Origin of the sequence: Paraburkholderia lebeckiae, from assembly GCF_014201005.1 — a bacterium.
GTDB lineage: Bacteria > Pseudomonadota > Gammaproteobacteria > Burkholderiales > Burkholderiaceae > Paraburkholderia > Paraburkholderia tuberum.
The window spans coordinates 276,350-298,499 of the sequence record NZ_JACHDK010000001.1 but is presented as its reverse complement, the minus strand read 5'-3'; the positions used below and the strand labels follow the sequence as shown (position 1 = coordinate 298,499).

Genomic DNA, 22,150 nt, shown 5'->3' with positions numbered 1-22,150 from the left:
CACCGCAGAATTCGCTTTAGGAGATTGTCATGTCTAGCATCGGACACGATGTAGTCGCGGGCCACGAGCACGTGCACGGCGACCATGCCCACGAAACGCCGCACGGCTGGCGCCGTTGGCTGTTCGCAACCAACCACAAGGACATCGGTACGCTGTACCTGATCTTCTCGTTCACCATGTTCCTGTCCGGGGGCGTGATGGCGCTGATGATCCGTGCCGAGCTGTTTGAGCCGGGTCTGCAGATCATGCGTCCCGAGTTCTTCAACCAGTTGACCACCATGCACGGGCTGATCATGGTGTTCGGCGCGATCATGCCGGCGTTCGTCGGCTTCGCGAACTGGATGGTGCCGCTGCAGATCGGCGCATCGGACATGGCTTTCGCGCGGATGAACAACTTCAGCTTCTGGCTGCTGCCGGTCGCGGCCGTCCTGCTGGTCGGCTCGTTCTTTGCACCGGGCGGCGCGACCGCCGCGGGCTGGACGCTGTACGCACCGCTCTCCACGCAGATGGGCCCGGGCATGGACTTCGCGATTTTCGCGATCCACCTGATGGGCGCATCGTCGATCATGGGCGGTATCAACATCGTCGTGACGATCCTGAACATGCGCGCACCCGGCCTCACGCTGATGAAAATGCCGATGTTCGTCTGGACCTGGCTGATCACCGCGTACCTGCTGATCGCCGTGATGCCGGTTCTCGCGGGCGCGATCACGATGGTGCTGTTCGACCGTCACTTCGGCACGTCGTTCTTCAATGCGGCAGGCGGCGGCGACCCGGTCATGTACCAGCACATCTTCTGGTTCTTCGGGCACCCCGAGGTGTACATCATGATCTTGCCGGCGTTCGGGATCGTCTCGCAGGTGATCCCGGCGTTCTCGCGCAAGCCGCTGTTCGGCTATAGCTCGATGGTGTACGCAACCGCGTCGATCGCGATCCTGTCGTTCATGGTGTGGGCGCACCACATGTTCGTGACCGGCATGCCGGTGACGGGCCAGCTGTTCTTCATGTACGCGACTATGCTGATCGCGGTGCCGACCGGCGTGAAGGTGTTCAACTGGGTCGCGACGATGTGGCGCGGTTCGCTGTCTTTCGAAACGCCGATGCTGTTCGCGGTGGGCTTCCTGATCGTGTTCACGTTCGGTGGCCTGTCGGGTCTGATGCTCGCCATGGCGCCGCTCGACATCCAGTATCACGGCACTTATTTCGTGGTCGCGCACTTCCACTACGTGCTGGTGGCGGGGTCGCTGTTCGCGCTGTTCGCCGGCTGGTACTACTGGTCGCCGAAGTGGACCGGCTGGATGTACAACGAAACACGCGGCAAGATCCACTTCTGGGCGTCGATGTTCTTCTTCAACCTCGCGTTCCTGCCGATGCACTTCGTCGGTCTCGCCGGCATGCCGCGTCGTTATGCCGACTACCCGGCGCAGTTCACCGACTGGAACCAGGTGATCTCGATCGGTGCGTTCGGCTTTGGTCTCTCACAGGTGTACTTCCTGTTCGCGGTGGCGCTGCCGGCCTACCGTGGCGGTGGCGAGCACGTAGAAGCGGGCGACAAGCCGTGGGACGGCGCAACGGGCCTCGAGTGGACCGTACCGAGCCCGGCTCCGTTCCACACGTTCGAGCATCCGCCGACCGTCGAGTAAGCCTATTCCGGCGAGGTGCCGGGGTTCCGGCGGCGCGACATGCGGCCACCGGACTCGGGCGCTTCGCGCGGCGGCCTCGCCAGTCAAGAACAGTACCCAGAAAGTCGAGCATGACGCGCAATCCACAGGAAAGACGTACGCCGGAGCAGATTCGCGCGGGCAACAGGCGGATAGGGTTGGTGATGTTCGCGATCGCCGCGGTGTTTTTCGCGAGCGCCATTCTGAAGCAGTGCTGGTTCAGCTAACGCCGCATTCGCAGTCCGTATGCAGGTTTGTTGAGGATTCAGATGTCGACGCAACCGCCGGCCGAGGCCGACCGCTCTTTCAATCGTTCGATGCTGATCAAGCTGTTCGTCGTCGCTTTGATGATGTTCGGTTTCGGTTTCGCGCTGGTGCCGATGTATCGCGCGATCTGCCAGATCACCGGCGTGAACAACCTCGTGCAGCGCGACGTTTCAGCGCGCGAGGCGAAGAATACGCAGGTCGACATGAGCCGCACGATTTCGATCGAATTCGATGCGAACGCGCGGGGCCTGTTGGGTTTCAAGCCGGAGCAGCGCAGTCTCGACGTGCATCCGGGCGAAGTAACCACGGTCATGTACGACGTCAGCAACGAGCAGTCGCGCACGATCCGTGCGCAGGCCATTCCGAGCTACGCGCCGAAGCAGGCGACCGAGTACTTCAGGAAGATCGAGTGTTTCTGCTTCACGCAGCAGACGTTGAACGCGAACGAGACGAAGCGGATGCCGGTGGTGTTCGTCGTCGACCCGAAGTTGCCGAAGGACGTGAAGACGATCACGCTGTCGTACACGTTTTTCGAGTTGAACACGCCGGCCGCGCCTGGCGCGGATGATGCGGCGCCGAAGGCGAATGCAGTGAACGATGCAGTGACCAGCGCGGCAGCCACTCGCGCGAAGCCGGCCTGAAGCAAATTTGACGGCGCGAGCCGCGGACGAACGAAGGAAGGCGAAGCGAGATGAACGATAACGGCGGCAGTCCGCGCAAGAGCAGTTTCGGTCAATCGATGCGCGCGGTGTTCTGGTCGTTTTTCGGCGTGCGCAAGCGCCGCGATCTCGAGGCGGACGCGACGCAACTGAACCCGCTGCATGTGATCGTGGCGGCGCTGATCGGCGCGGCGGTTCTGATCGGGGTGCTGATTCTGGTCGTGCGCCTCGTGGTCGGTTGAGGCAATAGCAGGGCAAAGCAGCAGAGAAGAGCCCACGAATTAGAGAGAAGCGGTGCGGTATCGACGCGCCGCCGAAGATACAGCCGGAGATTCCGGAACAACTGGACTGAAGTGGAGAATCAAGAATGAGCGGTCAAAACGAGAGCCCGTACTATTTCGTACCGCATCCGTCGCGGCATCCGATCAGCGCCGCTACGGGGTTGCTGGTTATGCTCGGATCGCTTGCGGCCTGGATCAACGACCATACCTGGGCGCCGCTTGGCGTGCTCATCGGTCTGCTGTGGCTGCTCTTTACGCTGTGGCATTGGTTCGGCGACGCGATCGCCGAGTCGGAAGGCGGCATGTACGGCAAGAACGTCGACCGGTCGTACCGCTGGAGCATGAGCTGGTTCATATTCTCCGAAGTGATGTTCTTCGGCGCATTCTTCGGCGCGCTGTTCTATGCCCGCGAAATCGCGCTGCATCAACTCGGCAGCCTCGACTACAAACTGATCTGGCCGGATTTCACGGCGGTGTGGCCGAACAACGGCCCGGCCGAACTCGTGGGCACCTACAAGTCGATGCAGCCGTGGCCGGTGCCGACCATCAACACGGCGCTGCTGCTGTCGTCGGGTGCGACGCTGACGGTGTCGCACCACGCGCTGCGCGACAACCATCGCAAGAAGGCGATGGCGTGGCTTGCGGCGACCCTCGTGCTGGGCGTGAGCTTCCTGTTCCTGCAGGGCTTCGAATACTTCCATGCATACAACGAGCTGAATCTCACGCTGGCTTCGGGCATCTACGGTTCGACGTTCTTCCTGCTGACCGGCTTCCACGGCTTTCACGTGTTCCTCGGCGGCACGATGCTCGCCGTCGTGTTGGTGCGTCTGATCCGCGGTCACTTCACGCCGGAACATCACTTCGCGTTCGAAGGCGCGGCTTGGTACTGGCACTTCGTCGACGTCGTGTGGCTCGGTCTGTACGTCGTCGTGTACTGGCTGTAATGCGGCAAGATCCGTGCGCGCAACGCCGTTCAGGCGGCGCGCACGAGCAGTATGCAAGGATGAATGCAGCGCCGCCCTCGACCTCTCAGGGCGGCGTTTTGTTTGGCGGCGAGGAAAATTTGCCGCTGACGGGGATGCGGCGGCGACCTATCCGCGAGCGTCAGCGCCCGTACGGAATCCCGGTCGACTGAATCCAGCCCATCCAGTGTGCGAACAGGATGAACAGGAACAGCGAGATCGACAGGCCCACCCGCGTGGCGAGTGACCAGACCATCCGCTTGGTCTTGCCTTTGTCGTGCATCATGAAATACAGCGCTGACACCATGCTGGCGATGATGAGAGCAAAGGCGATGGGAACGATAATGTGCATGGAACCAACTGAAACTGGAAAGCGCAGTGGCAAGACATTGATTATCGCACCGCGAGCAGGCCTCTGCCGCAGGCTCCCGGCGGCCCTGAGCGCGATGCCGGAGCGCCTGCAATGAAGTTTCGCCTGATTCCCGCGCTGCTGATCCTGCTGGTCGTCGGCGTGACGATGCGGCTCGGTTTCTGGCAGCGCGATCGCGCGCATCAGAAGGAAGCGCTCGAGGCGCGCATCACGCAGTTCGAGAACGCGCCTGCGATGCCGGTCAGCGCGGCGCCGCTCGCGCTGAAGGACGTCGAGTTTCATCGCGTGAAAGCGCGCGGCAGTTTCGTCACGGACAAGGTCGTATACCTCGATAATCGTCCGTATAACGATCAGCCGGGCTTTTACGTCGTGATGCCTTTTAAACTCGCCGACGGCGGCTACGTGCTCGTCAATCGCGGCTGGCTGCCGCGCAACCTGAGCAATCGCGAGGCCATCGCGCCGTACACGACGCCGTCGGGCGAGGTCGAGATCGAAGGGATTGCGCGTGCCGACGCGTCGCGCGCGTTCGAGCTCGGCGAGGGCGGATCGGCCGCGCATCGCCTGATCCGGCAGAATCTCGATGTCGGCTCGTACGCCGCGGAGACCGGGCTGCCGCTGCAATCGTTCGTGATCCAGCAGACCGGCGATGCCGGCGACGGCCTGGTGCGCGACTGGCCCGCGCCGACCACCGGTGTCGAGCGCAACTACGGCTACATGCTGCAGTGGTGGGGCATGGCCGCCGCCGCGCTCGCCTTCGGTCTGTATGCGGCGCGCCGCGCGGGCAAAAAGGAGCACGCGCCGGGCGCGTGAGGAACGCAAGGCACGGCTCGCCGCCGTCCAAACATTGAAAGAGGTTCTGTAGTGTCGACTCAAACTCCCCGTTCGCCGGAAGCTGGCAAACCCAGCGGCAAACCCGCCGCGGCCAAAGCGATTTCCGGCCAACCGAACGGCCCGGGCTCGTGGCGGCGCGGCCGCTGGGTGCTGCTGCTGCTCGCGGTGATCTGCGCGGCGCCGATCGCGATCTCGTACTTCATGTACTACGTCGTGAAGCCGACCGGCGGCAGCACGAACTACGGCGCGCTGATCGAGCCGCAACGGCCGATCCCGGACTCGCTCATGGTCACCGGCGCGGATGGCAAGCCGCTCAAGCTCGCCTCGCTGCATGGCCGCTGGCTCATGATCTCAGCGGACAACAGCGCGTGCGATAAAGCCTGCGTGACGAAGCTCTACTTCATGCGACAAATCCGCGCAGCTCAGGGCCCGGAACGCGAGCGCGTCATGGAAGTCTGGCTGCGCACCGATGCAGACAAGGTCGCGGACGTGATACAAACCGCCTACCCCAACACCGACATGCTGATCGCCGATCCGGCGCAGGTCGCCGCGTGGCTACCCGCCGACACCGCCACGCGGATCACCGACCACATCTACCTGGTCGATCCGAGCGGCAATCTGATGATGCGTTTTCCGAAAGACGCGAACCCGAGCAAGATCAAAGGCGACCTGACCAAGCTGCTCAAATGGTCGACCATCGGCTGACGTCCCAACCTTGGTAAATGAGATGTTCGTATTGCAACTGGGCGTGATCGGCTTGTGTATCGCGTTGCTGCCGTTGTCCTACGTGTGGGTCAAGGCCGACGACAACAAATTCCGCAAGCTGGTCTGGCTCACCACCTTCCTGACGCTCGATCTCGTGATGTTCGGCGGCTTCACGCGCCTCACCGATTCGGGCCTCGGCTGCCCGGATTGGCCCGGCTGCTACGGCACGTCGTCGCCGTTCATCGCGCACGCGGCAATCTCCGCGGCCTATCAGGCGATGCCGAGCGGCCCCGTCAGCATGACGAAGGCGTGGATCGAAATGATCCATCGCTACTTCGCGATGGCGATCGGCGTGCTGATCATCGCGCAGACGATCATTGCCTGGACGGCGCGTATCAAGCGTCGTCCGCTGCATGTGTCGCCGTGGTGGCCGACTTCGCTGCTGCTGCTGATCGTCGTGCAGGGCGTGTTCGGCGCGTGGACCGTGACCATGAGGCTGCAGCCGATCATCGTGACCACGCATCTGCTGCTCGGCCTGGCGCTGCTCGGCGCGCTCGGCTGGCTCGCGGCGCGTTTGACGCCGCTGCCGGCCTACGAGCCCGAGGCCACGCGCTGGCGCGTGGCCGCACTCGCGGGTCTCGCGCTGCTGGTGCTGCAAATCGCGCTCGGTGGCTGGGTCAGCACGAACTACGCGGTGCTCGCATGCACCGACTTCCCGACCTGCAACGGCCAATGGATTCCGCCGATGGACTTCGCGCACGGCTTCCACCTGTGGCGCGCGCTCGGCATGACTGGCGACGGCGACATGATTACGCAGGATGCGCTGGTCGCGATTCACTGGACGCATCGCACGTTCGCGTTCGCTGTGATCGCCTATCTGGTGTGGTTCGCGTTGAAGTTGCGCCGCTTCGAGTCACTGCGGCGACCCGCCAACGGCGTGCTGCTGGTGGTGCTGATCCAGTTTGTCACCGGCTTGTCGAACATCGTGCTGCAATGGCCGTTACCGATTGCGGTCGCCCATAACGGCGGGGCCGCGATCCTGCTGCTGCTGCTCGTTATGTTAAACTTTCGGATCGCTTTTAGCCGTCCCGGCCGCGCCGCGCTCCCTGCGCGCGAAGCCGCGCCAGCGTGACTCACATGGACAGCACAACACTCTCCCAAACGCCCGGCAGCCGGGTCTCCCAATATCTCGCACTGACCAAGCCGCGTGTTACGCAGCTTGCGGTGTTCTGCGCGGTCATCGGCATGTTCCTGTCGACGCCGGGCATGGTGCCATGGACCGTACTGATCGGCGGCACCGTCGGCATCTGGCTGCTGGCCGGCGCCGCGTTCGCGATCAACTGCCTCGTCGAGCAGCAGATCGACGCCAAAATGCGCCGCACGTCGTGGCGTCCGTCCGCGCGCGGCGAAATCACCACCCCGCAGATCCTGCTGTTCTCGGCCGTGCTCGGCGGCCTCGGCATGTGGACGCTGTACACGTTCGCCAATGCGCTGACCATGTGGCTCACGCTCGCCACGTTCGTCGGTTATGCGGTCATCTATACGCTGCTGCTGAAGCCAGTCACGCCGCAGAACATCGTGATCGGCGGCGCGTCGGGGGCGATGCCGCCCGCGCTCGGCTGGGCCGCGGTAACGGGCCACGTGCCCGGCGACGCGTGGATCCTCGTGCTGATCATCTTCGTGTGGACACCGCCGCATTTCTGGGCGCTCGCGCTGTATCGCCGCAAGGACTACGAAAACGCCGGCCTGCCGATGCTGCCGAACACGCACGGCGAAAAGTACACGCGCCTGCATATCCTTCTCTACACGGTCATCCTGTTCGCGGTCACGCTGATGCCGTTCATCTCCGGCATGAGCGGCGTCGTGTATCTCGCGTCGGCGGTGCTGCTCGGCGCCGTGTTTCTCGCTTATGCGTGGAAGATCTACCGGGAGTATTCGGACGAGCTCGCGCGCAAAACCTTCCGTTATTCGATCGTCTATCTGTCGCTGCTGTTCGCCGCGCTGCTGATCGACCACTACGCGCGCGTCGTGATAGGCGCGTAACACCATGCTCAACAATCGCTTTGCGCGCGTCGCGCGCGCCGCTGTGATGGCTTGCGCGCTCGGCGCCACGCTGGGCGGCACATTGCTGATGACGGGTTGCGGCAAGCAGCCGCCGGCTTTTACGAATGTCGACATCACCGGCAATACGCAATTCGCCAGCGATTTCTCGTTGCCCGACACGTCCGGCAAGGTCCGCACGCTTGCCGACTACAAAGGCAAGGTCGTCGTGCTGTTCTTCGGCTATACGCATTGCCCGGACGTCTGCCCGACGACGATGGCCGAGCTGTCACAGGCGTTGCAGCAACTCGGTCCGGAGGACGCGAAGCGCGTGCAGGTGCTGTTCGTCACCGTCGACCCCGAGCGCGATACGCCGCAGTTGCTCGCGCAATACGTGCCGGCGTTCAATCCGAGCTTCGTGGGCTTGCGTCCCGCCAGCGAAGAACAACTCGCGAAGGTCGCGAAAGACTTCCGCGTGTACTACGCGAAGGTCCCGGGCAAGACGCCCGACAGCTACACGATGGACCACACGGCCGCGAGCTATGTGTTCGACACGGACGGCAAGCTGCGTCTGTTCGCGCGCGATGGCCAAGGCGCGACACCATGGGTGCATGACATCAAGCTGCTGCTCGATTGACGCGCATCGCAGGCGGCTTTTTAGAGCGGCGCCGCTCACGCCTCCCCGCATCCATCTCCTCTTCGCAACTCGCGCTCAGACCGGAATCGGCAAATTCAGCCCCGGCGCGAGACGCGTCGTCTTGAACTCCGTCACCTCGTAGCGCGCGAGCTGTTGCAGTGCGAACGGATCGCTCGCGAGAATGCGATCCAGCCTGTCGCGCTCGATACGAACCGCGAGGATGATGCCGCCGTCGCGCGGCACTTTCGGCCCGGCCGCGACGAAGATGCCCGCGTCGAACTGCTCCGCGAGAAACGCGCGATGCGCGTCGAGCGCGTCGTCGATACGATCGAGCGGGGCGGTGTAGATCAGGTTGATCACGTACATGGTCGTTCTCAGTGGTGAGTGAATGGGCCGTGCGCGGCTACGGCTCTGGATTATCGGTCAGCCGCGGGTTTTGCGTTGCGCAAGCCATTGCGCTTGCGCTCCGCATAACCATATGCGGTAAGGATATTTCCCAACTTGCCGCCCATATGAAACAATTTTGAGCTTGGCCGACGGCGCGCCAGCACGAACCGGAGCACCGCCCATTTTTTTATCCGGCTCCGACATCGATCGAGCCATCGACTCAAACGTCGAACCGCAACAGCGAGAATCACATGCAGCGCAGAAATATCCTCAAAGCCCTCACCGCAGTCGTCGCCGGTGCGGCGATCCTGACCAGCTTCGGCGCGCACGCCGACGACAAGGTCATCAAGGTCGGCACGATCGGCGGCCCGGACGCGCAGATCTGGGAAGTCGCCACCAAGGTCGCCAAGCGCGAAGGCCTGAACGTGAAGGTCGTCGAGTTCAACGACTACATCCAGCCGAACGCCGCGCTCGACGCGGGCGACCTCGACGCCAACAGCTTCCAGCACCAGCCGTACCTCGATAGCCAGATCAAGCAGCGCGGCTATAAGCTCGTCAACACGGGCCTCACGTACATCTCGCCGCTCGGCGCGTACTCGAAGAAGCTGAAGTCGTCGAAGGACCTGCCGCAGGGCGCGAAGGTCGCGGTGCCGAACGATCCGTCCAACGAAAATCGCGCGCTGCTGTTGCTGCAGGCGCAAGGGCTGATCAAGCTGAAGGACGGCGCGGCCACGGGAGGCAACAACGCGACGCCGCTCGATGTCGTCGACAATCCGAAGAAGATCAGGTTCGTCGAGCTCGACGCCGCGCAACTGCCGCGTTCGCTCGCCGACGTCGACGCCGCCGTCATCAATACGAACTTCGCGTTGGCCGCCGGCCTGCAGCCGACCAAGGACGCGATCGCGCTCGAAGACATCCACAGCCCGTACGCGAACCTGATCGCCGTGCGCGCGAAGGACAAGGATCAGCCATGGGTGAAGAAGCTGGTCGCGGCGTATCAGTCGGAAGACGTGCGCCAGTTCATCAAGACGCAGTTCAAGGGTTCGATGGTGCCGTCGTTCTAAGCGACGCGTTCAGCGCGATCGCAAGCGCAGCCGCATGGCATCAGGAAAGGCACGCGCCGTACAGGCGCGTGCTTTTTTATAGCTCCAGCTCCCATCTTTCGATCATCAGATCCTGGCCGAAGCGGCGCTGCGCCGCGCTGCCGGCCAACTCGAACCCAGCGCGCTCACAAAGCCGCCGTGGCTCCGCCAATGCGCTCGCGGTGGTCAGCGTGAGCTTCGTGTAGCCCGCGCGCCGCGCGAAGCGCACGCATTCGCTGAGCAACTGCGTGCCGATGCCGAGCCTCCTCACGTCCGGTTCGACCCACAGCAGGCGCACGCTCGCGACCGTCGTCGAGACCCCGACGAGGCAAACCGAGCCGACCACCAGGCCTTCCTGTTCGGCGATCCAGCACTTCTCGCGCAGCGGATCGTTGCGCTGCGCGTACTCGGCGACGACGCGCGCGAGCAAGCCCTCGAACGTGTGATCCCAGCCGTACTGCGCGGCGAACCACTGCGCCTGACGATGCACGAGCCAGCCACATTCGCCGGCGCGCGGCTGACGCAGCACAACGAGCTCGTGCTTCGGCTTGTCGCCGAGCAGGCGCTCGATCAGCTTCATCGCGGCGATCAACTGCTCCTGCGATAGCGCGCTGAGTCTGTCGAGCAGGCCGAGTGCTTCGTGGATGGCGGCGGCTTCGAGCGGCGCGTAGATCGCGTGGCCGTGCTCGGTGAGCGCGATCAGCGACTGGCGTGCGTCGGTGTCGGACGGACGGCGCGTGATCAGCTTGCGTCGCTCGAAACTGGTCAGCAGGCGGCTCAGATAGCCGCTATCGAGCCCGAGCGCGCGCCCGAGCACCGACGCGGTCTGCGCGCGGGCGCGCGATAGCTCGTGCAGCACGCGCACTTCCGTCAGCGAGAACTCGCTTCGAGCCAGATGTTCGTGCAGGGCACCGATGCATTGGGTATAGAAGCGATTGAAATGGCGGACGGCCTGAGCGCGCCGCAGCGCCTCGGAATCTGTCAAGGGCGGCTCCCCGGGACTTTTTATGGTCGGTACAGCGCACTATATCGGCACGACCCTTATTTACAAAGCCACTCCACCGCGGCGAGACACCAACTGGTATTAAATAGGTATTGATTATTTGGACTGTTTTGATACCACCAGGAGCCGATAACGACTCGCTGGTATCGTCAAATGCATGCGATGCGGGAAAGTCCTGGTCTGCAAATCCCTCCGACGGAGCCCTTGAATCCCGCTGTGATCCCCACGCAGAAAGGCTTTCCGGCGATCCGGACCGGCATGGAACCAGTCCGTTGACTGGTATTATGTTGGTTATATAATGGGCTCTCAATTTTCCGGGCCGTACTGCTCACGGCGTCCTTGGAGCCCCATGGAAACTCGCTGGTCCGCATTGATGCCTGACGTGCGCAACGTCACGCCGCTCTACCTGCAGCTCGCGCGCAACCTGGCGACGGCGATCCATTGCGGCGTCTGGTCGGCCGGCGAGGCGCTGCCTTCCGAGCGTACGCTGTCCGACGCGATCGGCGTGTCGCGCATCACCGCGCGCAAGGCGATCGAACTGCTGGTCGAGCAGGGGCTGATCCGGCGCGCGCGCGGCGCGGGCAGCTTCATTACGCCGCGCGTCGAAGATCCGCTGTCGCGTCTCACCGGCTTCACGAAGAAGATGCAGCAGCGCGGTTTCCGGCCCGATTCGGTCTGGCTCGAACGCGACGTGCGCGCAGCCAATCGCGACGAGCTGCTGCGCCTCGGCTTGTCACCCGGCGCGGCCGTCACGAGCCTGCGGCGGCTGCGGCGCGCGGACGGCATCGTGATGGCGGTCGAACATTCGGCGCTGCCGGTCGCGATCGTGCCTGATCCGCTCGTGATCGGCGACTCGCTGTACAGCTATCTCGAGCAGCGCGGCGCGGCGGTCGTGCGCGCGTTGCAGCACTTCCGCGCGGTCAACGCGTCGAGCGAAATCGCCGCGCTGATGGACGTCGAACCGCGCACCGCGCTGCTGGTCATCACCCGGATCGGCTACTGCGCGGATCAACGCGCGATCGAGCTGACCGACACCTATTGCCGCGACGACTACTACGACTTCGTCGCTGAATTGCGCACCTGAGCTGCGCGGCCCTCGCCGGCCGCAAGTCCGGCGGACGCCATTTGCCGCATACGTATCACGCACCAGAGAGACTCATGCTGACCGGAAACATACTCACCACCGAAGGGTGGATCCACGGCACGCTCGAATACGAAAACGGCCGCATCACGACGCTGTCCGGCGAGCGCGTCGATCCGTCGACAAACGACGCACCGTACATCCTGCCCGGCTTCATCGATCTGCACGTGCATGGCGGCGGCGGCGCCGACGTGATGGAAGCTGGCGACGCGATCGAAACGATCACCCGCACGCATGCGCGCTACGGCACAACGAGCCTGCTAGCAACGACCATGACCGCGCCGCGCGACGAGCTGATGAACGTCGTCGCCGGGCTCGGCAACGTCACGCGGGTGCGCACGCCGGGCTGCGCCCGCGTGCTCGGCGTGCATCTGGAAGGGCCGTACATCAACCCCGGCAAGCTCGGCGCGCAGCCGGACGCGGCGGTATCGGCGGTGATGGACGAGGTGCTCAAGTATCTGTCGATCGCGCCGATCCGCGTCGTCACGCTGGCGCCCGAGATCGCCGGCCACATGGAGATCATCTCGGAGATGGCGGCGCGCGGCGTACGCGTGCAGCTCGGCCATTCGCTCGGCACCTACGACGACGCGGTCGCCGCGCTCAAGCACGGCGCGTGCGGCTTCACGCATCTGTTCAATGCGATGTCGCCGCTGCATCACCGCAACCCTGGCCTCGTCGGCGCTGCGCTTGCGCACGCCGAATACGCCGAAATCATTCCCGACCTGCTGCACGTGCATCCGGGGGCGATCCGCACCGCGCTGCGCGCGATTCCGCGCCTCTATGTGGTGACGGACAGCACGTCGGCCACCGGCATGCCCGACGGCGAATACCGCCTCGGCAGCCAGCACGTAACCAAGTGCCTCGGCGGCGTACGTCTGGCCGACGGCACGCTCGCGGGCAGCACGCTAACGATGGATCAGGCGCTGCGCAATCTCGTCTCGATCGGCCTGCCGATCGCCGATGTATCCCACCGTTTGTCACGCTACGCCGCCGACTATCTCGGCATCGAGGACCGCGGCCGCATCGCGCGCGGTGCGTGGGCCGACGTGGTCGTATTCGACCGCGAGCTGGCGCTGAGCGCGACCTACGTCGAAGGAGAAGCCATTGTCGAATATGCTTAAGGAAGCGCTCGCGTCCGCCGCAACAGTAGCCGAGCAGCTCAAGGACACCTCGCGCGTCGCGGCGCTCGCCGCGAAGCTCGCGCAACAGCCGCGCCATGTCGCGCTGACCGTCGCGCGCGGCAGCTCGGACCATGCCGCCAGCTACTTTGCATCCCTGACGATGAGCCGCCTCGGCGTGCCGGTCGCGTCGCTGCCGATGTCGGTCGCGACGCTGCAGCAGGCGCCGCTGCAGGTGCGCGACCAGCTTGCGCTCGCGTTTTCGCAATCGGGCAAGAGCCCCGACCTCGTCGGCACGATGAACGCGTTGCGCGCGGCCGGCGCATTGACGGTCGCCGCCGTGAACGCACCGGGCTCGCCGCTGGCCGACGCGTGCGAATGGCATCTGCCGCTCGTAGCCGGTCCCGAACTGAGCGTCGCGGCGACCAAGAGCTATATCGCCATGCTGTCGATCTCCGCGCAGCTGGTTGCGCATTGGCAGAACGACGCCGAGTTGCTCGATGGACTGAATACGCTGCCCGACGCGCTGGAACGCGCGGGCCGGCTCGACTGGTCGATGGCCGTGAACGAGTTGCGCGGTATCGAACGGATGATCGTGATTGGCCGCGGTCTTGGCCTCGCAATCGCGCAGGAAGCCGCGCTGAAGCTGAAGGAAACTTCCGGCATCCAGGCCGAAGCGTTTTCGAGCGCGGAAGTGCGTCATGGTCCGATGGAGCTGATCGACCGCGACTATCCGCTGCTCGTGTTCGCGCCGCGCGGCCCGGAGCAGGCGGGTCTGCTGCAGCTCGCGCACGACATGCGCGCGCGCGGCGCGCGCGTGCTGCTCGCGGCGCCCGATGACGTCGCGCAAGCCTCGCTGCCGCTCGTCGCCACCGCACACGCAGCGCTCGATCCGATCGCCGCCATCCTGTCCTTTTACGTGATGGCCGCGGATCTTGCCGCCGCGCGCGGGCGCAATCCCGACGCGCCTCGCCATCTCAACAAAGTCACCGAAACTCACTGATGAGAATGACGATGCGACGTGTCGAGAAGTCCAACTTGATGAGCCACTCCGAGAATCACATTGTTTTGCTTGCACCGCTGACCGGCCCGGTCGTGCCGCTCGCGAAGGTGCCGGACCCGGTGTTTTCGGGCGGCAAGTTCGGCGACGGCATCGGCGTCGATCCGCTCGAGGGTCGGCTCGTCGCGCCATGCGACGGCGTCGTCACGCATCTCGCGCGCACCGGCCACGCGGTAACGCTCGAGAGCGCCGAGGGCGCGCAGATTCTGCTGCATATCGGTATCGACACAGTCGGGCTGAACGGCAAGGGTTTTGTGCCGATGGTCGAGCAGGGCGCGCAGGTGCGCGCCGGTGACGTGCTGATCGAGTTCGATCAGGATCAGATCGCGCTGAATGCGCCGAGCCTCGTCTCGGTGATCGCGATTGCGAATTCGGATGCGTTCGAGATCATCGAGCGGGCGCCGAACGGGCATGTCAAGGCCGGCGAAACGACGCTGCTGGTGCTGCGCGCGCGCGAGGGCGTCAGCCACGACGCGGTGCGCGAGGCGAGCGCCGCGCACGTGATGGACGAAGCGCGCCGGCAGATCACGCTGACGCACGCGGGCGGCCTGCATGCGCGGCCCGCGGCGCGGGCGCGCGAAGCGGCGCGCGGCTTCGACGCACGGGTCGAGGTGCGCTACGACGGGCGCAAGGCGCCGATCGAAAGCGTGGTGGGTCTGCTGGGACTCGGTGCCGGCGAAGGCGCAAGCGTCGAGCTGCTCGGCGTCGGTCCGCACGCGCAGGCGGCGGTCGATGCAATCGCTGACGAACTGACGCGCGAAGCGCACGGCGAGGTCGAACAGAAGCGCGAACAGAAAGCGGCCGCACCGGCGGCAGTCGTTGCGGCGCCCGCCGCGGGCGAGCCGCTCGCGCCGAACACGCTCGCGGGCGTGTGCGCGGCGCCGGGCATCGCGCTCGGCAAGCTGGTGCGCTGGGACGACGCGGATATCGAGCCGCCGGAGCAGGCGAGCGGCACGTCGGCGGCGGAAAGCCGTCTGCTCGACAAGGCGATCGCGACCGTCGACGCCGATCTCGACACGATCGTGCGCGATGCGTCGCAACGCGGCTCGGTCGGCGAGGCGGGGATTTTTGCGGTGCATCGCGTGCTGCTCGAAGATCCGACACTGCTCGACGCCGCGCGCAAGCTGATCAGCCTCGGCAAGAGCGCCGGTTTTGCGTGGCGCAAAGCGATCCGCGCGCAAGCAGGCATTCTGAGTAATGTGGAGGACACACTGCTCGCCGAGCGGGCCGCCGATCTGCGCGACATCGAAAAGCGCGTGCAGCGCGCGCTCGGCTACACGAGCAGCGCGGCTCGCACGCTGCCGGACGAGGCGGTGCTCGCAGCCGACGAATTCACGCCGTCGGATCTGTCGTCGCTCGATCGCACGCGCGTGACCGCGATTGTGATGGCGCGTGGCGGCGCGACCTCGCACGCGGCGATTCTCGCGCGTCAGGCGGGCATTCCGACGCTGGTCGCGCTCGGCGACGCGTTGTATGCGATACCCGAGGGCACTCAGGTGGTGGTGAACGCGAGCACCGGCCGGCTCGAATTCGCGCCGACCGAACTCGACGTCGAACGCGCGCGACGCGAACGCAGCCGCCTCGCGGACGTGCGCGAAGCGAATCGCCGCACGTCGCAGCAGGCAGCGGCGACCTCCGACGGCCGCGCGGTCGAAGTGGCCGCCAACATCGCCACACTCGACGACGCGAACGCCGCGGTCGACAACGGCGCGGACGCGGTCGGCCTGCTGCGCACCGAGCTGCTGTTCATCCACCGCCCGGCCGCGCCGAGCGCGGACGAGCATCGCCACAGCTATCAGGCGATCGTCGATGCGTTGCGCGGCCGCACCGCGATCATCCGCACGCTCGACGTCGGCGCGGACAAGGAAGTCGATTATCTGACGCTGCCGCCCGAGCCGAATCCCGCGCTCGGCCTGCGCGGCGTGCGCCTCGCGCAGGTGCGCCCCGATCTGCTCGACGACCAGCTGCGTGGCCTGCTCGCGGTGCGTCCGGTCGGCGCCGTACGCATCCTGCTGCCGATGGTCACCGATGCGGGTGAACTGATCCGCATCCGCAAGCGCATCGACGAGCTTGCACGCGAAGCGGGTAGATCGGAGCCGGTCGAAGTTGGCGTGATGATCGAAGTGCCGTCGGCTGCATTGCTCGCCGATCAGCTCGCGCAGCACGCCGATTTCCTGTCGATCGGCACCAACGACCTGACCCAATACACGCTCGCGATGGACCGCTGCCAGCCCGATCTCGCGGCGCAGGCGGACGGCCTGCATCCGGCGGTGCTGCGCCTGATCGCGGCGACCGTCGAAGGTGCCGCGAAGCACGGCAAATGGGTCGGCGTGTGCGGCGCGCTCGCCGGCGACCCGCTCGCGATGCCGCTGCTGGTGGGCCTCGGTGTGACCGAGCTGTCGGTCGATCCGGTCTCCGTGCCAGGCATCAAGGCACGCGTGCGCACGCTCGACTATCAGCTGTGTCGCCAGCGCGCCCGCGAAGCGCAAGCGCTCGACTCGGCGCAGGCGGTCAGAGCCGCAAGCCGCGCCACGTGGCCCCTCGATTGAAACACTAGCGAATTTGAGAACCCGCACGCCGTGCGCCCGGCAGCACGTCTGCCTTCACGCGCGGCGCGATTCTCCGTATAGCTGCACCACTCAACCAAGACGTACCCCTACGAGACAAAATTGGAGATACCGATGGACGGAAATCCGTTTCTGAAGATTCAGCGCCTGGGACGCGCGCTGATGCTGCCGATCGCGGTGCTACCGGTGGCCGGCCTGTTGCTGCGGCTCGGCCAGCCCGACGTGTTCAACATCAAGATGATCGCCGATGCGGGCGGCGCGATCTTCGACAACCTGCCGCTCCTGTTCGCGATCGGCGTGGCGGTCGGCTTCGCGAAAGACAACAACGGCGTCGCGGGTCTGGCTGGTGCGATCGGCTATCTGGTGCAGATCGCGGTGATGAAGGACATCAACGACAAGCTCAACATGGGCGTGCTGTCAGGGATCATCGCGGGCATCGTCGCTGGGCTGCTTTACAACCGCTACAAGGACATCAAGCTGCCCGACTACCTGGCGTTCTTCGGCGGCAAACGCTTCGTGCCGATCGTGACAGGGGTGGTCTGCGTGGTGCTAGGCATCGTATTCGGGCATGTGTGGGAGCCGGTGCAGAACGCGATCGACGTGGCCGGCCACTGGCTCACGACGGCCGGCGCGCTCGGCGCCTTCGTGTTCGGCGTGCTGAACCGGCTGCTGCTCGTCACGGGCTTGCATCACATCCTCAATTCGCTGACGTGGTTCGTGTTCGGCACCTTCACGCCGGCGGGCGGTGCGCCCGTCACGGGCGACCTGCACCGCTTCTTCGCTGGCGATCCGACCGCGGGCACCTTCATGACCGGCTTCTTCCCGGTGATGATGTTCGGCCTGCCGGCCGCATGTCTCGCGATGTATCACGAGGCGCCGAAAGAGCGTCGCGCAATGGTGTTCGGCCTGCTGTTCTCGATGGCGCTCACGTCGTTCCTGACCGGTGTCACCGAGCCGATCGAGTTCAGCTTCATGTTCCTCGCGCCGGTGCTGTATGCAATCCACGCGCTGCTGACAGGTCTGTCGCTCGCGATCTGCTCGGCGCTCGGGATTCACCTCGGCTTCACGTTCTCGGCGGGCTTCATCGACTACGTGCTGAACTTCGGTCTGTCGACGAAGGGCTGGTGGGCGATTCCGCTCGGCATCGTGTACTCGGTCGTGTACTACGGTCTGTTCCGCTTCTTCATCCGTAAGTTCAACATGGCGACGCCGGGCCGTGAGCCCGCCCCTGCCGACGAGCAGGTCGAGTCGTTCGCGGCGGGCGGTTTCGTCGCGCCGGCGGCTGCTGCGGCCGTGCCGCGTGCGCAGCGCTATATCGCGGCGCTCGGTGGCGCGGCGAATCTGTCGGTCGTGGATGCGTGCACGACGCGTCTGCGTCTGTCTGTCGTCGATGCGGACAAGGTCTCCGAAAGCGAACTGAAGTCGATTGGTGCTCGCGGTGTGCTCAAGCGCGGCGCGAACAACGTGCAGGTGATCATCGGACCGGAGGCGGACATCATCGCCGATGAGATGCGTACGGCGATCGCGCAGCGTCAGGGCGACGCGGTGAAGGTGGCGGGTGCTGCTGTGTCGGCGCCGGCGGCTACCGCTGCCGCGCCGGTCGCGCGAAACGCTGGGCACGCCGATGACGCGCAAGGCGGTCCGCTCGATCCCGATCCGCTGCGCTGGCTCGCCGTGCTCGGCGGCGAGGGCAACGTGGTGTCGCTCGATGCGGTCGCGGCGACGCGTCTGCGGGTAGTCGTGCGCGATCCGTCGGCGGTCGATCGTCAGCGGCTCGCGACGCTCGATACCGCGTGGGTGTCGACCGACACGTTCCATATCGTCGTCGGCGAGGCCGCGCAGCGCTATGCGCAAAAGCTGGCCGAGCGCCTGTCGTCGCAAGGCGGCGGCGCGGGCGCGGCGCCGGTGCCGGCGTGATCGGTTGATGATTGTCGAGCGCTGTTGAGTTGCACGGCGATCGCAGCACGCCAATCAAAAAGCGGCACCTGGTCCCAAGGTGCCGCTTTCGCGTTTACGACCAGAGTGTGGCGCCTGGCGAGTTTGCTGTTGAAGCGTCGCGCCGGTCAATACATCGAATGGTGGTTTTCCTTGATCGCCGCGGCGGTCACCTTGCCGCGCATCACGCGATACACCCAGCCCGTATAGAGCAGGATGATCGGCAGGAACACGATGACGGCGAACAGCATGATCTCGAGCGTCATGCGGCTCGATGTGGAATCCCACATGGTCAGGCTGCTGCGGCCGTCGAGCGACGAAGGCATGATGAACGGGAACATCGAGAAGCCCGCGGTCAAGATCAAGCCGACGATCATCAGCGACGTCGACAGAAACGCGGTCGCCTCGAAGCGCGAACGCGCGAGCAGCACCGCGAGCACCCCGCCGACGAGACCCGCGAGCGGCGCAATCGCCATCCACGGGTAAAGCGCGTAGTTGGTCAGCCACAAACCCGGCGCGCCGATCACGGTCTTCAGCAACGGATTGGAGACGGCGTCGAGCGGCGGCGCATCGACGATCTGATAGCCGCCGATCATCGTCGCGACGAGCGCGCCCGCGACGAGAAACAGCACCACCGTGCACAGCGCCGCGAGCCGCAGCGCCTTCGATGCGCGCTCGTGAACCACGCCATCGGTCTTCCACTTGACGAACGCGGCGCCGTGCGCGGCCAGCATCGCCACGCTGACGAGTCCCGTCAGCAGCGCGAACGGATTGAGCAGGCCGAAGAAGCTGCCGTGATAGGTGACGCGCAGATCGGTATCGAACGAAAACGGCACGCCTTGCAGCAGATTGCCGAACGCGACACCGAACACCAGCGCCGGCACGAAGCCGCCGATGAAGAGGCCCCAGTCCCACGCGTTGCGCCAGCGCGGATCCTCGCGCTTGCCGCGATAGTCGAAGCCGACCGGGCGGAAGAACAGAGCGAACAGCACGAGCAGCATCGCGAAGTAGAAGCCTGAGAAGGATGCCGCGTAGGCGAGCGGCCACGCGGCGAACATCGCGGCGGCCGCGGTCACGAACCAGACCTGGTTGCCTTCCCACGTCGCGCCGACCGTGTTCACGACGATGCGTCGCTCGGAGTCAGTGCTGGCGATGAACGGCAGCAGGATCGCCGCGCCCATGTCGAAGCCGTCGGTGAGCGCGAAGGCGATCAGCAGTACGCCTATCAATACCCACCAGATCAGTCTGAGAGCTGCGTAGTCCATATGGGTTTCTCCTTCGGGGCGGTGCAGCGGTGCGTCATGCGGCCGTGTTCGACAGTGGCTGCGTCACCGGTTGTCCGTTCTCGTGGTGATAGCGGCCCGTATGCAGCGACGAAGGGCCGAGCCGCGCGTACTTGAACATCAGCATGATCTCGATGACGAACAGCCCCGTGTAGAACAGCACGAAGCCGCCGATGCTCAGATACAGATCGCGCGGCGTCAGCGTCGACGCGGCCAGGTTGGTCGGCAGAATGCCCGCGATGCTCCACGGCTGGCGGCCCATTTCCGCGACGATCCAGCCGAGCTCGGCGGCGAGCCACGGCAGCGGAATCGCGATGACCGCCCAGCGCAGAAACCAGCGGCGCTTTTCGAGCAGCAACGTGCGCTGCGCGCAGAACCAGAAGGCGAGCACGAAGGTGGCGAGGAACAGCAGGCCAAGGCCGACCATCGTGCGGAACGAGAAGAACAGTGGCAACACCGGCGGGACCGTGCTTCTTGCCGCCGCGGCGATCTGGTCTGGCGTCGCGTCGATGACGTTCGGCGTGAACCGCTTGAGCAGCAGGGCGTAGCCGAGATCGTCCTTGTACTTGTCGAACTCCGCATGCGCCTCGTCGCTGGAGTCGCCGCCCTTTAACCGCTGCAACGCCGAATAGGCGAGCATGCCGTCCTTGATGCGACCTTCGTTTTGGGCGATCAGGTCGCGCAGGCCGACCACGGGTTCGTCGAGCGAGCGGGTCGCGATAATGCCGAGCGCGTACGGCACACGGATCGCATAGTCGGTGCGTTGCTCTTTCTGATTGGGGATGCCAAATATCGTGAACGGTGCCGGCGCGGGCGCGGTCTCCCATTCGGATTCGATCGCGGCGAGCTTGATCTGCTGGACTTCACCGGTGCGATAGCCGGATTCGTCGCCCAGCACGATCACGCACAGCGCCGACGCGAGGCCGAAGCCGGCCGCGATCGCGAACGAGCGCAGCGCGAACTCGGTGTCGCGGCGCTTCAACAGATACCACGACGACACGCCGAGTACGAACATCGCCGCGGTCACATATCCAGCTGATACCGTGTGCACGAACTTGACCTGTGCAACCGGGTTGAAGATCACCGAGCCGATGCTGTCGAGCTCCATGCGCATCGTCTGATAGTTGAACTTCGCGCCGACCGGATTGTTCATCCAGCCGTTGGCAATCAGAATCCACAGCGCCGACAGGTTCGAACCGAGCGCGACACAGAACGTGACGATCAGATGCTGGATTTTTGACAATCTGTTCCAGCCGAAAAAGAACAGACCGACGAACGTCGATTCGAGGAAGAACGCCATCAGCCCTTCGACGGCGAGCGGCACGCCGAAAATGTCGCCGACGTAATGCGAGTAATAAGCCCAGTTGGTGCCGAACTGAAACTCGAGCGTGAGGCCGGTCGCGACGCCCATTGCAAAGTTGATGCCGAACAGCTTGCCCCAGAACTGCGTCATGTCCTTGTAGATCTGCTTGCCGGTCATCACGTAGACCGATTCCATGATGACGAGCAACCAGGCGAGACCGAGCGTGAGCGGCACGAACAGAAAGTGATAAAGCGCCGTGATGGCGAACTGGAATCGCGACAGTTCTACGACTTCGCTAACGGGCATGTTGATCACCTCGAGACGGATGCGGGGCGGGCACCGACAGCAGCGCCTGCGCGACCTGTTCAGGCGGCAGCATCATGTGCTGCGCCTGTGGATGATTGAAGAATGTGTACTTGAGCGCCATCAGTAGGACGAACTTGATGGCGAGGATGATGGCGATATCGCGCGCCAGCGTTGGACCGCGCACCCACCTGGTGAATCGGCCGCGCAAGCGCGACCGGACAGTGCTGCTGCGATTGAGGGCTATGGTCATGATCGGTCGAAGACGACTTCACGCCGATGAGTCCGGCTGGATCCAGACCGCCCTGGCCGTCAGGCAGTCTGGCGAATGCATGCCGATTGCAGGAAGTGAACCTCGCGCGCTCAGGTTTAGCCATGCGGCAACACGTCGCGAAACTTGCCGCGTCTGTGCAGTATTGCTACCGGACTTGCGATACGTCAAGAAAGGCTTACCGGCCTCGACAGGCCGGCTTGCGGGTAGGCCGACGCGAAGGGCGGCCGCGGGGACGCAAGAAAGGGCGAAAAGAATGAAAAAGCCCCGCCGTCTTGCGAGGG

22 protein-coding genes are annotated in these 22,150 nt (G+C 64.8%); 16 read left to right on the top strand and 6 right to left on the bottom strand.

What is annotated here, in order from left to right:
- Positions 1–29 precede the first annotated feature (29 nt).
- From ctaD to HDG39_RS01305, 5 genes are all read left to right on the top strand, one after another.
- Positions 30–1,643 carry a cytochrome c oxidase subunit I gene (ctaD, locus tag HDG39_RS01320; RefSeq protein WP_184002596.1) on the top strand — a complete coding sequence of 538 codons (1,614 nt, stop codon included), beginning with the start codon at positions 30–32 and terminating at the stop codon, positions 1,641–1,643.
- Positions 1,644–1,753: 110 nt separating this feature from the next.
- Complete coding sequence (locus tag HDG39_RS34570; RefSeq protein WP_018419308.1) at positions 1,754–1,888, top strand: cytochrome oxidase small assembly protein; 135 nt, start codon at positions 1,754–1,756, stop codon at positions 1,886–1,888.
- Between the two features lie 42 nt (positions 1,889–1,930).
- A complete protein-coding gene (locus HDG39_RS01315; protein WP_184002594.1) occupies positions 1,931–2,569 on the top strand; it encodes a cytochrome c oxidase assembly protein in 639 nt (212 codons plus the stop codon).
- Between the two features lie 50 nt (positions 2,570–2,619).
- On the top strand, positions 2,620–2,829 hold the full coding sequence (locus HDG39_RS01310; protein WP_018419310.1) for a DUF2970 domain-containing protein: 210 nt from the start codon (positions 2,620–2,622) through the stop codon (positions 2,827–2,829).
- Positions 2,830–2,954: 125 nt separating this feature from the next.
- On the top strand, positions 2,955–3,812 hold the full coding sequence (locus tag HDG39_RS01305) for a cytochrome c oxidase subunit 3 (protein ID WP_018419311.1): 858 nt from the start codon (positions 2,955–2,957) through the stop codon (positions 3,810–3,812).
- Between the two features lie 160 nt (positions 3,813–3,972).
- Here the strand turns inward: HDG39_RS01305 and HDG39_RS01300 are convergent, their stop codons facing one another.
- Entirely contained in the window at positions 3,973–4,182 is a 210-nt protein-coding gene (locus HDG39_RS01300; RefSeq protein WP_008921867.1) for a twin transmembrane helix small protein, read from the bottom strand.
- Between the two features lie 111 nt (positions 4,183–4,293).
- Here HDG39_RS01300 and HDG39_RS01295 point away from each other — a divergent pair, with 111 nt between their 5' ends.
- From HDG39_RS01295 to HDG39_RS01275, 5 genes are read left to right on the top strand one after another with little or no spacing between them, the layout of a single operon-like run.
- Entirely contained in the window at positions 4,294–5,010 is a 717-nt protein-coding gene (locus tag HDG39_RS01295; protein WP_184002592.1) for an SURF1 family protein, read from the top strand.
- 51 nt (positions 5,011–5,061) lie between these two features.
- On the top strand, positions 5,062–5,736 hold the full coding sequence (locus HDG39_RS01290) for an SCO family protein (protein ID WP_184002590.1): 675 nt from the start codon (positions 5,062–5,064) through the stop codon (positions 5,734–5,736).
- 22 nt (positions 5,737–5,758) lie between these two features.
- A complete protein-coding gene (locus HDG39_RS01285; protein ID WP_184002588.1) occupies positions 5,759–6,868 on the top strand; it encodes a COX15/CtaA family protein in 1,110 nt (369 codons plus the stop codon).
- 5 nt (positions 6,869–6,873) lie between these two features.
- On the top strand, positions 6,874–7,779 hold the full coding sequence (cyoE, locus tag HDG39_RS01280) for a heme o synthase (RefSeq protein ID WP_026225578.1): 906 nt from the start codon (positions 6,874–6,876) through the stop codon (positions 7,777–7,779).
- Between the two features lie 4 nt (positions 7,780–7,783).
- Positions 7,784–8,413 (top strand): SCO family protein, encoded by a 630-nt coding sequence (locus tag HDG39_RS01275; protein ID WP_184002586.1) that lies wholly within the window; start codon positions 7,784–7,786, stop codon positions 8,411–8,413.
- Positions 8,414–8,488: 75 nt separating this feature from the next.
- On the opposite strand, the gene HDG39_RS01270 is transcribed toward HDG39_RS01275, so the two are convergent.
- Entirely contained in the window at positions 8,489–8,779 is a 291-nt protein-coding gene (locus HDG39_RS01270; protein ID WP_018419317.1) for a YciI family protein, read from the bottom strand.
- 272 nt (positions 8,780–9,051) lie between these two features.
- On the opposite strand from HDG39_RS01270, the gene HDG39_RS01265 reads away from it, so the two are divergent.
- Entirely contained in the window at positions 9,052–9,864 is an 813-nt protein-coding gene (locus HDG39_RS01265) for a MetQ/NlpA family ABC transporter substrate-binding protein (protein WP_184002584.1), read from the top strand.
- A gap of 76 nt (positions 9,865–9,940) precedes the next feature.
- Here the strand turns inward: HDG39_RS01265 and HDG39_RS01260 are convergent, their stop codons facing one another.
- Positions 9,941–10,867: a bifunctional helix-turn-helix transcriptional regulator/GNAT family N-acetyltransferase gene (locus HDG39_RS01260; protein ID WP_184002582.1), complete on the bottom strand. Its 927-nt coding sequence runs from the start codon at positions 10,865–10,867 to the stop codon at positions 9,941–9,943.
- Positions 10,868–11,234: 367 nt separating this feature from the next.
- On the opposite strand from HDG39_RS01260, the gene HDG39_RS01255 reads away from it, so the two are divergent.
- From HDG39_RS01255 to nagE, 5 genes are all read left to right on the top strand, one after another.
- The gene (locus HDG39_RS01255) at positions 11,235–11,969 is read left to right on the top strand and encodes a GntR family transcriptional regulator (RefSeq protein ID WP_184002580.1); all 735 of its coding nucleotides are present in this window, start codon (positions 11,235–11,237) and stop codon (positions 11,967–11,969) included.
- 74 nt (positions 11,970–12,043) lie between these two features.
- Positions 12,044–13,147, top strand: coding sequence for an N-acetylglucosamine-6-phosphate deacetylase (gene nagA / locus HDG39_RS01250; protein WP_018419321.1), 1,104 nt, complete (start codon positions 12,044–12,046; stop codon positions 13,145–13,147).
- Positions 13,131–14,147, top strand: coding sequence for an SIS domain-containing protein (locus HDG39_RS01245; RefSeq protein ID WP_184002578.1), 1,017 nt, complete (start codon positions 13,131–13,133; stop codon positions 14,145–14,147). Before nagA ends, HDG39_RS01245 begins: the two co-directional genes overlap by 17 nt.
- Before the next feature lie 11 nt (positions 14,148–14,158).
- Positions 14,159–16,753, top strand: coding sequence for a phosphoenolpyruvate--protein phosphotransferase (gene ptsP, locus HDG39_RS01240; RefSeq protein ID WP_184003208.1), 2,595 nt, complete (start codon positions 14,159–14,161; stop codon positions 16,751–16,753).
- Between the two features lie 132 nt (positions 16,754–16,885).
- Positions 16,886–18,688 carry an N-acetylglucosamine-specific PTS transporter subunit IIBC gene (gene nagE / locus HDG39_RS01235; protein WP_184002576.1) on the top strand — a complete coding sequence of 601 codons (1,803 nt, stop codon included), beginning with the start codon at positions 16,886–16,888 and terminating at the stop codon, positions 18,686–18,688.
- A 146-nt stretch (positions 18,689–18,834) separates the two neighbouring features.
- On the opposite strand, the gene cydB is transcribed toward nagE, so the two are convergent.
- From cydB to cydP, 3 genes are read right to left on the bottom strand one after another with little or no spacing between them, the layout of a single operon-like run.
- Complete coding sequence (cydB, locus tag HDG39_RS01230; protein ID WP_184002574.1) at positions 18,835–19,971, bottom strand: cytochrome d ubiquinol oxidase subunit II; 1,137 nt, start codon at positions 19,969–19,971, stop codon at positions 18,835–18,837.
- A 34-nt stretch (positions 19,972–20,005) separates the two neighbouring features.
- Entirely contained in the window at positions 20,006–21,598 is a 1,593-nt protein-coding gene (locus tag HDG39_RS01225; protein WP_184002572.1) for a cytochrome ubiquinol oxidase subunit I, read from the bottom strand.
- The gene (gene cydP / locus HDG39_RS01220) at positions 21,588–21,848 is read right to left on the bottom strand and encodes a cytochrome oxidase putative small subunit CydP (RefSeq protein ID WP_018419327.1); all 261 of its coding nucleotides are present in this window, start codon (positions 21,846–21,848) and stop codon (positions 21,588–21,590) included. Before cydP ends, HDG39_RS01225 begins: the two co-directional genes overlap by 11 nt.
- Positions 21,849–22,150 lie beyond the last annotated feature (302 nt).